General features: G+C 29.4%; 10 protein-coding genes. 7 read left to right on the top strand and 3 right to left on the bottom strand.

Features of this window, described 5'->3' with window-relative positions; translation table 11 throughout:
* Nucleotides 1-126: 126 nt before the first annotated feature.
* Nucleotides 127-297 carry a 4Fe-4S ferredoxin gene (locus tag BQ5450_RS01365; RefSeq protein ID WP_010242051.1) on the top strand — a complete coding sequence of 57 codons (171 nt, stop codon included), beginning with the start codon at nucleotides 127-129 and terminating at the stop codon, nucleotides 295-297.
* A gap of 319 nt (nucleotides 298-616) precedes the next feature.
* Nucleotides 617-4,894 (top strand): 2-hydroxyacyl-CoA dehydratase, encoded by a 4,278-nt coding sequence (locus tag BQ5450_RS01360; protein WP_071125709.1) that lies wholly within the window; start codon nucleotides 617-619, stop codon nucleotides 4,892-4,894.
* 51 nt (nucleotides 4,895-4,945) lie between these two features.
* On the opposite strand, the gene BQ5450_RS01355 is transcribed toward BQ5450_RS01360, so the two are convergent.
* Entirely contained in the window at nucleotides 4,946-5,884 is a 939-nt protein-coding gene (locus BQ5450_RS01355) for a copper amine oxidase N-terminal domain-containing protein (RefSeq protein WP_071125708.1), read from the bottom strand.
* Between the two features lie 11 nt (nucleotides 5,885-5,895).
* Nucleotides 5,896-6,402, bottom strand: coding sequence for a hypothetical protein (locus tag BQ5450_RS01350; RefSeq protein WP_010242057.1), 507 nt, complete (start codon nucleotides 6,400-6,402; stop codon nucleotides 5,896-5,898).
* Nucleotides 6,403-6,502: 100 nt separating this feature from the next.
* Between BQ5450_RS01350 and BQ5450_RS01345 the strand changes: the two genes are divergently transcribed.
* The 5 genes from BQ5450_RS01345 to BQ5450_RS01325 are packed head-to-tail and all read left to right on the top strand — an operon-like array spanning nucleotide 6,503 to nucleotide 12,280.
* The gene (locus BQ5450_RS01345) at nucleotides 6,503-7,825 is read left to right on the top strand and encodes a CCA tRNA nucleotidyltransferase (protein WP_071125707.1); all 1,323 of its coding nucleotides are present in this window, start codon (nucleotides 6,503-6,505) and stop codon (nucleotides 7,823-7,825) included.
* A gap of 4 nt (nucleotides 7,826-7,829) precedes the next feature.
* Nucleotides 7,830-9,176, top strand: coding sequence for a phosphoglucosamine mutase (glmM, locus tag BQ5450_RS01340; protein WP_071125706.1), 1,347 nt, complete (start codon nucleotides 7,830-7,832; stop codon nucleotides 9,174-9,176).
* Between the two features lie 4 nt (nucleotides 9,177-9,180).
* The gene (locus BQ5450_RS01335) at nucleotides 9,181-10,014 is read left to right on the top strand and encodes a DegV family protein (protein WP_010242064.1); all 834 of its coding nucleotides are present in this window, start codon (nucleotides 9,181-9,183) and stop codon (nucleotides 10,012-10,014) included.
* Nucleotides 10,015-10,022: 8 nt separating this feature from the next.
* Nucleotides 10,023-11,156 carry a 5-bromo-4-chloroindolyl phosphate hydrolysis family protein gene (locus BQ5450_RS01330; RefSeq protein WP_010242067.1) on the top strand — a complete coding sequence of 378 codons (1,134 nt, stop codon included), beginning with the start codon at nucleotides 10,023-10,025 and terminating at the stop codon, nucleotides 11,154-11,156.
* Nucleotides 11,157-11,158: 2 nt separating this feature from the next.
* Nucleotides 11,159-12,280 (top strand): toxic anion resistance protein, encoded by a 1,122-nt coding sequence (locus tag BQ5450_RS01325; RefSeq protein WP_010242068.1) that lies wholly within the window; start codon nucleotides 11,159-11,161, stop codon nucleotides 12,278-12,280.
* 51 nt (nucleotides 12,281-12,331) lie between these two features.
* On the opposite strand, the gene BQ5450_RS01320 is transcribed toward BQ5450_RS01325, so the two are convergent.
* The gene (locus tag BQ5450_RS01320; RefSeq protein WP_071125705.1) at nucleotides 12,332-12,904 is read right to left on the bottom strand and encodes a xanthine phosphoribosyltransferase; all 573 of its coding nucleotides are present in this window, start codon (nucleotides 12,902-12,904) and stop codon (nucleotides 12,332-12,334) included.
* Between the last annotated feature and the right edge of the window lie 152 nt (nucleotides 12,905-13,056).

Genomic DNA, 13,056 nt, shown 5'->3' with positions numbered 1-13,056 from the left:
AAAAATTTTATCATAAAAAAATTATAATAATTATTGAAAAATTAAAATTATTATGTTAATATAACAAAAGAAGATATGAATATAAAAATTCATAAATTTTGGTATATTTTTATGGAGGTAAATAAAATGGCATATGTAATTAACGATTCTTGCATCGCTTGTGGTGCATGTCAACCTGAATGTCCAGTTGGCTGTATTTCTGAAGGAGATATCTATGAAATTGATCAAGATCAATGTATAGATTGCGGTAGCTGTTCAGCTGTTTGTCCAGTTGGAGCTCCAAATCCAGAAGACTAATTAGTTTAGAAGAAGATAGGTATGGGCCTATCTTTTTTTTTATGCCAATTTTTATTCTTATCATAATAAGAACATAAAAATAGTTTATAATGATAATGCAAATGTTAAGAAAAAGTTAAGAGCTATTTAATAAAAATCAAATATAAATTTAAAAAGGTATTGAATAAATAGTTGTGAAGTGTGATAATTAACTTCCACGACAAGATAAATTAACTAAGAATAAATTTAATTTTATTAGATATTTAACTTTTAAATAATTTTTTATTTTTTAATTTAAAACATACAGTAGGCTTTTATTTTTGAAAGGGGAAAGAAAAGTATGCTAATTCATATGGGATTAGATGTAGGTTCTACTACGGTAAAACTTGTAATCTTAGATGAAAAATTAAATATTTTGTATCAAACTTATAGAAGACATTTTTCTGATGTAAGAAAAACTGTAAGAGATGTTATAAATGAAGTTTATGATGATTTTAAATATGATACAGTTACAGTAAATGTAACAGGAAGCGGTGGACTCTCTGTTCATCAATTTTTAGATATAGATTTTATTCAAGAAGTTGTTGCAGGAAGAGAAGCAATATCATGCTTCATACCTCAAACTGATGTGGCAATTGAACTTGGAGGAGAAGATTCTAAGATAACATATTTAAGAGGGTCTGTTGAACAGAGAATGAATAGTATTTGTGCTGGAGGGACAGGAGCTTTTATTGATCAAATGGCTTCTCTTTTACAAACAGATGCTTCAGGATTAAATGAAATGGCAAAGGGATATGAAAAACTTTATCCTATTGCATCTAGATGCGGAGTGTTTGCAAAGACAGATGTACAAGCTCTAATAAATCAAGGTGCCAGCAAATCAGATATTGCTGTTTCTGTGTTTCAATCAGTTGTAAATCAGACAATTTCAAATCTTGCATGTGGAAGACCTATAAGAGGTAAGGTTGCATTTCTAGGAGGGCCCCTACACTTTTTGCCAATGCTCAAAGAAAGATTTGTTGAAACACTAGACTTAGGTGAAGATGAGATAATTGCTCCAGAAAATTCACAAATTTTTGTTGCACTTGGAGCTGCACTTTCAAGTTTTGATTCTAAACCTATTTCTTTTGTGGAATTATTTAAAAGAGTAAATGCAAAGAAAGATATAAATATAAAAGAAAATGATGTGATGCTTCCTCTTTTTAAAAGTGATGAAGAAGTTAATTTTTTTAGAGAAAAACATAAAACAAAATCACTTAAAAAAGTTGATTTAAAAGATTATGAAGGACCAATTTATCTTGGGATTGATTCAGGCTCTACTACGTCAAAACTTGTTGCAATTACTGATAAAAATGAAATTCTATATAGTTTTTATGGATCAAATAAAGGAAATCCTCTAGATATTGCAATTGAAAATTTAAAAGAAATTTATAAAGAGAAAAATTCAAAATCTTATTTTGCAGGTTGTGGCACAACAGGGTATGGAGAAGAATTTTTAAAGGCTGCTCTTAATTTAGATTTTGGAGAAGTTGAAACCATAGCTCATTTTACTGCTGCTAAATATTTCGATCCTGAAGTTGATTTTATTTTAGATATTGGCGGACAGGATATGAAATCCATGAAAATAAGGGATGGAGTAATTGAGTCTATTTTATTAAATGAAGCTTGTTCAGCAGGATGTGGATCTTTTCTTGAAACCTTTGCTCGTTCAGTTAATATGAGTGCAAAAGAATTTGCAAATGAAGCTACAAAATCTAGAGCGCCTGTTGATTTGGGTTCTCGTTGTACAGTTTTTATGAATTCAAATGTGAAACAAGCACAAAAAGAAGGAGCATCTGTTCCAGATATATCTGCAGGACTTGCATATTCTGTAATTAGAAATGCAATTCAAAAGGTAATAAAGGTAAGAGATCCTAAGGAACTTGGAAATCATATAGTTGTGCAAGGAGGAACTTTTTTATCAGATGCAGTTTTAAGGGCTTTTGAAAATTTAACAGATGTTGAAGTTACAAGACCAGACATTGCAGGGCTAATGGGAGCACTTGGAATGGCACTTATAGCTAAAGAAAAATCAAGTGGCAAGTCAAGTATAATATCTGAAAAAGAGTTAGAAAACTTTGAGTATAAATCAATCTCAACAAATTGTAGACAATGCACAAATAATTGTGCACTATCTGTAAATGTGTTTCCAAATGGAAAGAGATATATCACAGGAAATAGATGTGAAAAGGGAGCAGGACACGTAAAGAGTAAAGAAGATGAGCTCTCAAATATGTATCGCTACAAATATGAAAGAGTATTTGATTATAAATCTCTTCCAGAGAAAGAAGCTAAGCGTGGAGTAGTTGGCATACCAAGAGTTCTAAATATTTATGAAAACTATCCTTTCTGGCATACCTTTTTAACAGAACTTGGATACTCTGTTGTACTTTCTGGGAAATCATCAAGAGAGGTTTATGAAAAGGGAATTGAAACAATTACAAGTGAAACAGCTTGTTATCCTGCAAAAATTACTCATGGACATATAGAAGACTTAATAGAAAAGGGAATTGACTTTATATTTTATCCTGCGGTTTTTTATGAAGAAAAGCAATTTAAAAATGCAGACAATACTCTAAATTGTCCCGTAGTGGCAGGATATTCTGAAGTTATAAAAAATAATGTGGATGACATAATAGATGGAAAAGTAAAATTTATGAATCCTTTTATTTCCTTTGATAATAGAAAAAAACTGGAAAAAAGATTATCTAATGTATTTGATTTTATTCCATCAAATGAAGTAAAAAAAGCAGTTAGAAGGGCTTATGAAGAACAAGATAGATATAGACTTGATGTTTTAAATGAAGGGAATAGAATTTTAGAAGAAGTAAAGAATAAGAACCAAAGGGCAATAGTTTTGTCTGGTAGACCATATCACATAGATCCAGAAATAAATCATGGAATACCTGAACTTATAAATAGTCTAGGACTTGCAGTTATTTCAGAGGATGCAATTGCAAGAAATGTAGAGATTGATTCAAGACTTAGAGTTTTAGACCAATGGAATTATCATTCAAGACTCTATAGAGCAGCAAAATTTGTTGGAGAACATGAGAATTTGGAACTTGTTCAATTAAATTCCTTTGGTTGTGGTATAGATGCCGTAACGACAGATCAAGTGCAACATATTTTAGAATCATATAATAAAATATATACTGTTTTAAAAATTGATGAGGTTTCAAATTTAGGTTCAGTAAAAATTAGAATAAGATCTTTAATCGAAGCAGCAGAAAAAAGAGAATTTGAAAAAATTGATGCAGAATTAGAAGGATTACTAGATGATGATCCAGTAATGTTTACTAAGGAAATGAAAGAAAATTATACTATTCTTATGCCACAGATGGCACCACTTCATTTTAGTGTTTTTGAGCCAATAATGAGGCAAGAAGGAATAAATGTAGAAGTATTAAAGGATTCTGGGCATAAAGTTGTAAATGAAGGACTAAAATATGTAAATAATGATGCTTGTTATCCTTCGATATTTGTTGTAGGTCAATTTATAGATGCTGTAAAATCTGGAGAATATGACACTGACCACTTGGCACTTTTAATGAGTCAAACTGGAGGAGCTTGTAGAGCTTCAAATTATGTGGGATTTATTAGAAAAGCTTTAAAGGATGCTGGTTATGGTCATGTTCCAGTTATAGGACTTTCCTTCCAACAAATTGAAAAACATAGTGGATTTGAATTTGAAAAAAAACAACTTGCGAGAATGGGCAAGAAAATGGTACAAGGCATGCTCTATGCAGATTTAATTATGAAACTTACACAAGCTACAAGACCTTATGAAGTTATAAAAGGATCTTCAAATATACTGCGAGATAGATGGATTGACATAGTTACTTCAGAAAATTTAAATTATAGCAAGAAATCATTTATAGACAATGTAAATAAAATGGTTTCTGAATTTAATAGACTTGAAATAACTAATGAAAAGAAACCGAAAGTTGGAATAGTTGGAGAAATTTTAGTTAAGTATGACCCTGCAGCAAATAATTATGTGGCAGATCTTCTTGAAAAAGAAGGTGCAGAAGTTGTAATTCCTGATTTCACTGACTTTATGATGTATTCATTTAAAAATGCAAGAGCAAAGTCTGAAGAACTTTCAAAATCAAAACTTACTGCATTTATATGTGAAATGGGAATTTATTATGTTGAATCTTATAGAAAATATATAAGAGAAGCACTTGAACCAACAAGATTTGACGCACCAGAAAAAATTGAAGAGATAATAGATTATGCAAAGAAGTATGTAGATCTTGGAAATCAATATGGAGAAGGTTGGCTATTAACTGGTGAAATGGTTGAATTAATTGAGTCAGGCGTAGAAAATATTATCTGTGTACAGCCTTTTGGATGTCTTCCAAATCATATTACAGGAAAGGGAGTTATAAAAGCACTTAGAAACTCTTATGAAAAAGCAAATATAATTCCAATTGATTATGATGCATCGGCATCAGAGGTAAACCAATTTAATAGAATAAAGCTTATGCTTTCACAAGCAAGGAAGAATATGGAAGAAGGAAATAGTAAGTACGAAAAAGGATATTTAAAGAAAGCTGCAAGTGTAAAAAATTAAAAAAATCCCCCTCACTTAGAGGGGATTTTTTATGTGTAAATTATTATAAAATTAAATTCTTTTGAAGATATTTTTCAAAGTTTCATCTTGCATTAAATTTTCTGTTTTGTCTTGTTTCTTTTTTTCATCATTGTAAACTGCTATGTCTTTTTGTGCTTTATAGTCTTTACCATTCATTGCACATTCAAAGGAATCTTTTGCTTCTTCAATTTGGACTTGAAAATCAGTTAAATCTTTTATAAGTTTTTTTGCAGCTTCTTCATCTTTATACATAATAGTTTCTTTAAATTCTGGTAAAACTTCTAAAGCTTTTTCACTTGCTTTTAAAGTATATTCGTGAGAACTTTTAAATTTTTGAGGTACATTTAAATTTTTAATTTTATCTACTGTTGAATTAATTTCAGCATTTGCTTTTTCGTAAGAAGCATTTAATTCATCGTCAGAAAGATTGGCTGCATTTTCAAAAAAGCTAGTTTTTAAATTTGACATGGACTTATTTAAACTGTTTTGTAAAATTTTAACATCTTGTACATATTTTTCTTCTTCAACATTTAAATTTAAGTTGGAAGAAAGATTATTTATTATTACTTTAAAGTTATCCTTGTCCCACTTAACATCGGCTTTTAAATTTTCTGCAACAAATCTTAGAGGGACGAAAGTTCTCTCATTTTTAATCAAAGCTGGAGCATCAAGTTCTACTTCTTTTTCATTAACTTTTGCATTTTTTGAATCTATTTTTAATTCGATATTTACATCATTTCCAGAAATAGTAACTTTTCTAGAGTCATTATCCCATAAAACTTTGTATCCCAAAGTTTCGGATATGAACCTTATCGGAACAAGAGTCCTGTCGTTTTCAATAAAGGGTGATACATCTGATTTTATAATTTTTCCATTATATTCGATTGTAGGCGTTTTGTTTGCGAATACGTTTGTGCTTAAAAAAGCTAATAAAATTAGCGAAAATAAAATTGATTTAAATTTTCTCATAATTACCTCCATTATTTATCTTTATTATTTTCTTTAAGAATACTGTCACCATCTAAATTATTGTGAGTATTTAGATTAAAAACCTTTTCTACATAGGCTAGGTTGCTGTCCTTATCTCCTTGTATTTCTATAAAAGATCCATCTCTAGTAGTTGGAGTAACTTCTCCATTTTCATCATCTCTATAAAAAATTATATATTCACTATTTGGACTTAAAGTTTTTGGGATATCAATTACAATTTTTGAAAGGTCACCTTTATAATCTATTAGAAAAGATGTGTTCATTCCTTCAGCAGTGGAAGTTTGAATTCTGATTCTTGATATATAATCAGAATTTTTAATTAATTCGTCAAGTTCTTCCTTGTCAAAATTAGAAGTGGTCATTGTGTCTTTTTCTTTTTTATTTGTTGTAGAAACTTTTGTGTCTTCTGTCTTCTGATTTTTAGAATTTTTATTGCCACAGCCAACAAGACCTAGCACTAAAAATAAAGATATTAAAATAATAAAATTTTTTTTCATAATTACCTCCATTTTTAGTTAATTATATCATAAATAACTTAAATGAGAATTATATAATTTTAAATTAAATTCAATATGATATAATAAGAAGGGTGATAGAATGCCAAAAGATGTACTATTTATTTTGAAAAAATTAAAAGAAAAGGGATTTGAAGCATATATAGTTGGAGGATGTGTAAGAGATAAATTTATTGGGGTAGAACCTGAGGATTACGATATAACAACTTCAGCAAAACCTGAGGAAATAAAAGAAGTTTTTAGAGATTTTAAAAATATTTTAATTGGGGAAAAATATGGTACAGTTGGCGTTTTAATAAATAAAAAACTTTATGAAATTACAACTTTTAGAATAGATGGAAAATATTTAAATTTTAGAAAACCAGAAAGTGTAATATTTTCTGACAATCTCACTGAGGATTTAAAGAGAAGAGATTTCACTATTAATGCTATGGCAATTGATGAAAGTGGAAAAGTTTATGATCCCTTTGGTGGTAAAGATGATTTAAGGGAAAAAACTATAAGAGCAGTGGGAGATCCTATAAAAAGGATTCGTGAAGATGCAATAAGGATAATGAGGGCAATACGTTTTGCTGGAAGGCTGGATTTTTACATTGACGAAGAACTTTTTGATGCAATTAGTACTGAAAGAGAACTTTTGAAAAAAATTCCTCCTGAAAGAATTTTTGAAGAATTTTCTAAAATGATTACATCTGACAGACCATCAAGTTATCTTTTAATTATGGAAGAAACTGGGGTATTAGATGTGATTTTTCCAGAACTTAAAAGAACAGTTGGGTTCAATCAGTTTAGCCCTTTTCACGATAAAACTTTATTTGATCATCTTTTATGCGTAATGAATGAAGTAAAGCCTGATTTAACACTTAGGCTGGCTGCACTTTTTCATGACATATCAAAAGTTGATACTCTTACTATTGGGGATGATGGCAGAGGACATTTTTATGGTCATGAAATTTTAGGAGCAGATGTAGTTGCTGAAATATTAAAAAGATATAGAGTTTCTAATAAAATAATTGATAAAGTTAGAATTTTAATTTTAGATCATATGAAGGTACACAGCGAAATGTCCGATAAAGCTTTGCGAAGACAGATAAAAAGAGTTGGTAGAGAAAATGTAGAGGACCTCTACGATCTTTTGATTGCAGATTGTAAATGTACAAGAGCAGATCGAGATGCGTCTTTTATTATAAATAGAAAAAATAGGGTAAAAAAATTATTAGAAGAAAAAGAGATGAAAACTGAAAAGTTTTTGGATATTGATGGAAACATTATAAAGTCAATGGGATTTAAAGAAGGACGGATTATTGGAGAAATTTTATCTGATTTAGAGGGTTTAGTTCTTGATGATCCGAGTAAAAACAATAGAGAATACTTAATGAAATATATAGAAAATAATTACAGGTGATATAATGACAAGATTATTTGGAACTGATGGAGTTCGTGGGATTGCAAATAAAAAGCTAACTCCAAATTTATGCTATGATATTGGAAGAGCTGCAGCCTTTGTGCTTGCAAAAAATAAAAGTGGAAAAGTTTTAGTGGGAAGAGATACAAGACTATCAGGTGATTTAATTGAATCAGCTCTTGTAGCTGGATTTATGAGTATTGGTCTAGATGTTGATATTGCTGGCGTTATTCCAACTCCAGGAGTTGCTTATCTTACAAGAACTGGAGATTACTTGTGTGGAGTTTCTATTTCTGCATCACACAATCCTTTTGAATACAATGGGATTAAATTTTTCTCAAGTGATGGTTTAAAGCTAGATGATTCTGTTGAGGATGATATAGAAGAAAAAGTTCTTTCAGGCACGAAGATTTATAAAGATGTGACTGGGGAAGATATAGGTAAAATTAATAGATCTTCCCAATTTACAAAAAAATATGTAGATTATCTAAAAACTTTGTCAGAAGAAAAATTTGATGGATTGAAAATTGCTGTTGATGCAGGGAACGGTGCTCAGTCACATATTGCTAAAGAAGTTTTAGAATCTTATGGTGCAGAAGTTAAGATAATAAATGACAAGCCCAATGGGAAAAATATTAATGACAATTGTGGCTCAACTAATCCTAATTTAATTGAAGAACTCGTAAAAAGTGAAAAGTCAGATATTGGAATGAGTTTTGATGGTGATGCTGACAGGATTATTGCAGTAGACGAGAAAGGAAATATAGTTGATGGAGATCACATTTTAGCAATTTGTTCCACATATTTAAAGAGAGATAATAAATTAAAAAATAATGCAGTTGTTGGAACTGTAATGTCTAATATGGGACTTAAAAAATATTTGGAAAGTATTGATGTAGATTTTGTGGAAACAAAAGTTGGAGATAGATATATACTAGAAAATATGCTACAAAATAATTATGTAATTGGCGCAGAGCAATCTGGTCATGTTATTTTCCTTGACTACAACACTACGGGAGATGGACTTGCAACTGGCATACATCTTTTGGAAATAATGAAAAAAAGTGGAAATAAACTTTCACAACTTAATGAACTTATGAGAGATTACCCTCAAGTTTTAAGAAATGCAAAAGTTCGAGATGATCTCAAAAATAAATATAATGAATTTCCTGAAATTGTAGATGCAATAAAAAATGTTGATGACAATTATAATGGAAGTGGTAGAGTTGTAATAAGACCTTCTGGTACGGAAGCACTTGTGCGTGTCATGATTGAAGGTGAAAATAAGGAAAAGCTAATTGAAGATGCAGAAAAATTAGTAGAAGTTATCGAAGACAAACTGGGAGTATAATTGAATGTATAAAATAATATCAGACACAAGTTGTGATCTAACAAAAGAAGAGATAAAGGATTTGGGGATTGAATATGTGCCCTTTAAAATATCTATTGATGATAAAGATTATATTGATGATGAAAGTTTAAATTTAAGTGAGTATTTAATTAATATGGAAAAGACAGAAAAGCCAATAAAAACAGCTTGTCCTGGACCTTTTGATTATTTAAATATTATAGAAAAAAGTATAGATAAAGATATTTATATTGTGACAATTTCTGGAAAACTTTCAGGATCTTATAATTCTGCTAAAATAGCCGAGAAAGAGGCAAGAGAAAAATATGACGATATAAAAATTCATGTAATAGATTCTAAATCAGCTTCCGCTGGACATACTCGAATTGTTTTAAAATTGTTAAATTTTGTAAAGGATAATGACTTTGAAAAAACTGTATCTTTAATAGATAGAGAAGTTGAAAATGAAACAACTATGTTTGTACTAGAAAGTATGAAAAACCTTATTAAGAATGGGAGAATTAAAAAGACAGCAGGACTCATTGCAAATGTTTTAAATATAAGGCCTATTATGATTTCAAATAATGGAGAGATAGAATTATTTGAAATAAATCGTGGAGTAAAAAAATCTCTAGATAAAATGATTAAAGCAATTGAAACAGAGTGCAAAGTTGGTGCATCTAATCTTGTGACAATTTCTTATGTGAAGAATAAAGAGCGTGCTGAAAATTTAAAGGAAAAAATAGAAGAATTATATGACGATGTTAAAGTTCATATAAGGCATACTAATGGTCTTTCTTCTGGTTATGCAGATATAGGAGGTATTGTAATAGCTTTTTGAGGTGAAGTATGAGTAAAGGTAATAGAAAAATTGAAGATAAATTTGATGAAAAAATAGATGACGCCTTTAGAGAAGAAAATTTTAAAGAAATTGGAGATATTATTGGAGAGAGTATTGATAATGCTATAAATGTCACAAAGGATTCAATTAAAAGATTTGTAAATAAAAATAAAGTTCAACACAATCTTCCTTATAGTGTGCAAAATGACGATAGAATAATAAACCAAAATCCAAAAACTGTAAAGAGAGTTAAGCACTTAGGATCTCTTGCTAAAACCTCTATAGTATGTCATCTTATTGCTCTTTTTTGGTTTCTAATGGATATGTTTGATACTTATGGTTCAATAAGAGAAGATTTACCAGCTTTAATTTTTTGGATAATTCCTGCACTTATTGTTTCTTTTTATGGAAATTATAGAATAAAAAAAAGCAAGGATCAGATTATTAGATTTAGAAAATACAATCGTGAAATTGGAAATAATACTGTGATTCCCGTTGCAGATCTTGCTGCCATAGCTGCAAAGCCAATTGATTTTACAATATCAGATCTTTTAAATATGATTGACAAAGATTATTATAGACAAGCAAGGATTGTTGAAAATGGAGAACTTTTCATTTTAGATTCAAAGACTTATAAACTTTATAAAGAAGAAATGTTAAAAGATCCAAAGGAAAGATATCAAGAAATTGAAGATAAAAACAATATAGAGCTTGCTGATGAACTTGCAGAGAAAGTAAAAAAAGAAGTTACAGAGCTTACAGAAATTGCAACTAAAGTTTCTGGTCCAATGGAAGAGAAGATAAAAGAACTTTTACAAATAGTTGGAAAGATTTTTGAACTTCTAAGGGAAAATCCAAACACTGCAAAAGACTTAAGTAAAGCTATAAATTATTATTTGCCAACAACAGTAAAACTTGCAAACTCTTATATAAAAATAAGTGAAAAACCGACAGAGTCTGTTAAGTCTTCTTTATTAGAAATAGAAAATACAATGGATACTGTAAATGATGCTTTTCTAAAAATTTTAGACAATCTTTATGAAGAAAAAATTATGGATATATCAAGTGATATGAGTGTGTTAAAATCAATGTTAAGACAAGAAGGACTTTTAGATGAAGATGAATTTAAAATTGGGGGATAAAAATGGATAGAGAAATAAAATTATCTCTTACAGATGATTTTGATGATTTAAAAGATAAAGATTCAAAAGAAGTTTATGAGGTCATTAATGATGATAAAGTCAAGTTGACACCAGAAGAAGAAAAACAAGTTGATGATTTTGCAAAATCTATTGACATAACAAATTCTAATATTATACTTCAGTATGGCGTTGGAGCACAAAGAAAGATATCTAATTTTTCAGAAAGAACTCTTGAAACAGTAAAGACAAAAGATCTTGGTGAAGTTGGAGATTTACTTTCTGGAGTTGTAAATGAGTTAAAGAGTTTTGATATTGATGAAGAAGACAAAAAGCTTGTTGGATTTTTTAAAAAACAGTTTAATAGTATGACTTCTGTAAAGACAAAATATGACAGTGCAGAAAAAAATGTAAATAATATAATAAAAACTTTGGAAGATCATCAAGTGACTCTTATGAAAGATATTGCTATGCTTGATCAGATGTATGAATTAAATGAATCTTATTACAAAGAACTCAGTATGTATATTTTAGCGGGCAAAAAAAAGTTAGAAGAAGCAACAAATGTGGAACTTCCAAGATTGCAAGAAAAGGCAGGAGAAACAAATTTACCAATTGATGCACAGCGTGCCAATGATTATGTGAATATGATAAATAGATTTGAAAAGAAGTTGCACGATTTAGACTTAACTAGAATGATTTCAATTCAAATGGCACCACAAATAAGAATGGTACAATCTTCAGATACTGTAATGGTTGAAAAAATTCAGTCAACAATTGTAAACACTATTCCACTTTGGAAATCTCAAATGGTGATTGCACTTGGAGCAAATCATTCAAAAGAGGCGGCAAGAACTACAAAGGAAGTAACAGATTTGACAAACAAACTTCTTAGAAAAAATGCAGAAACATTAAAGCAAACTACTGTTGATACTGCAAAACTTTCTGAGAGGGGAATAGTTGATATTGATACAATAAAACATACGAATGAACAACTTATATCTGCTCTAAATGAAGTTAGAGAAATTCAAATAGATGGGCACAAAAAACGTGAAGAAGCATCAATTGAACTTAGAAAAATTGAAGAAAATTTAAAATCTTCATTAGTTGAAATTGCTAATAAATAAAATTTTAATTAAAAAGGTCGAGAATATAAAAGTTCTCGGCTTATTTTTATTTTATCCAAATTTTATTTCTCCATCTGATATTGAATCTATAATTGCAAGAGAAAGAAGGTCGTAACCCATATCTCTAATAATTTTGCCACCATCTTGGAAGCCTTTTTCTATTGCAACAGATATTCCTGAGATTTTTGATCCTGATTGATTTGCAACGTCAATTAAACCCTTTAGTGCATTTCCTTCTGCAAGAAAGTCATCAATTATAAGAATATTATCTTCTTCTGATAAAAATCTTTTTGAAACTGTGATAGTATAATTTTTCTTTGTTGTAAAAGATTCTACTTTTGATTCGTAGATATCATCTCCAATGTTTAGGGTTTTTTGTTTTTTACAAAATACAACTTTTGCATTGTCAAAGTGTTTTGAAGCAACAGTTGCAAGAGCAATTCCACTTGCTTCAATTGTAAGTATTTTATTTATTTTTTTATCTTTAAAATGAATTGCCATCTCTTCAGCAAGTTTATCTAAAAATTCTATGTCTAATTGGTGATTTAAAAAAGAATCTACTTTTACAATATTTCCATCTAAAATTCTTCCATCCTTAATAATTCTATCTTCTAATAATTTCATTTTACACCTCGTAATTTATTTTAAGATATTTACAAAAACTAATCAAGTTGAAGAATATTATTCATAAAACAAAATTTTACTATGTTATAATAAAGATATGAAGTACATAATATTTTTACTTATTTTTTTGACATCATGCACAGGAGAGAAAG

It is taken from the genome of Peptoniphilus lacydonensis, from assembly GCF_900106515.1.
In the GTDB taxonomy this organism is placed as follows: Bacteria; Bacillota; Clostridia; order Tissierellales; family Peptoniphilaceae; genus Peptoniphilus_A; species Peptoniphilus_A lacydonensis.
Note: the sequence above shows the minus strand (reverse complement) of the source record. Positions and strands in the feature narration are given on the sequence as shown.

What these genes read in the sequence shown, in the direction of transcription:
- BQ5450_RS01365 (WP_010242051.1), top strand. Translation starts at nt 127, where the DNA reads ATGGCATATGTAATTAACGATTCTTGCATCGCTTGTGGTGCATGTCAA.
- BQ5450_RS01360 (WP_071125709.1), top strand. Translation starts at nt 617, where the DNA reads ATGCTAATTCATATGGGATTAGATGTAGGTTCTACTACGGTAAAACTT.
- BQ5450_RS01355 (WP_071125708.1), bottom strand. Translation starts at nt 5,884, where the DNA reads ATGAGAAAATTTAAATCAATTTTATTTTCGCTAATTTTATTAGCTTTT.
- BQ5450_RS01350 (WP_010242057.1), bottom strand. Translation starts at nt 6,402, where the DNA reads ATGAAAAAAAATTTTATTATTTTAATATCTTTATTTTTAGTGCTAGGT.
- BQ5450_RS01345 (WP_071125707.1), top strand. Translation starts at nt 6,503, where the DNA reads ATGCCAAAAGATGTACTATTTATTTTGAAAAAATTAAAAGAAAAGGGA.
- glmM (WP_071125706.1), top strand. Translation starts at nt 7,830, where the DNA reads ATGACAAGATTATTTGGAACTGATGGAGTTCGTGGGATTGCAAATAAA.
- BQ5450_RS01335 (WP_010242064.1), top strand. Translation starts at nt 9,181, where the DNA reads ATGTATAAAATAATATCAGACACAAGTTGTGATCTAACAAAAGAAGAG.
- BQ5450_RS01330 (WP_010242067.1), top strand. Translation starts at nt 10,023, where the DNA reads ATGAGTAAAGGTAATAGAAAAATTGAAGATAAATTTGATGAAAAAATA.
- BQ5450_RS01325 (WP_010242068.1), top strand. Translation starts at nt 11,159, where the DNA reads ATGGATAGAGAAATAAAATTATCTCTTACAGATGATTTTGATGATTTA.
- BQ5450_RS01320 (WP_071125705.1), bottom strand. Translation starts at nt 12,904, where the DNA reads ATGAAATTATTAGAAGATAGAATTATTAAGGATGGAAGAATTTTAGAT.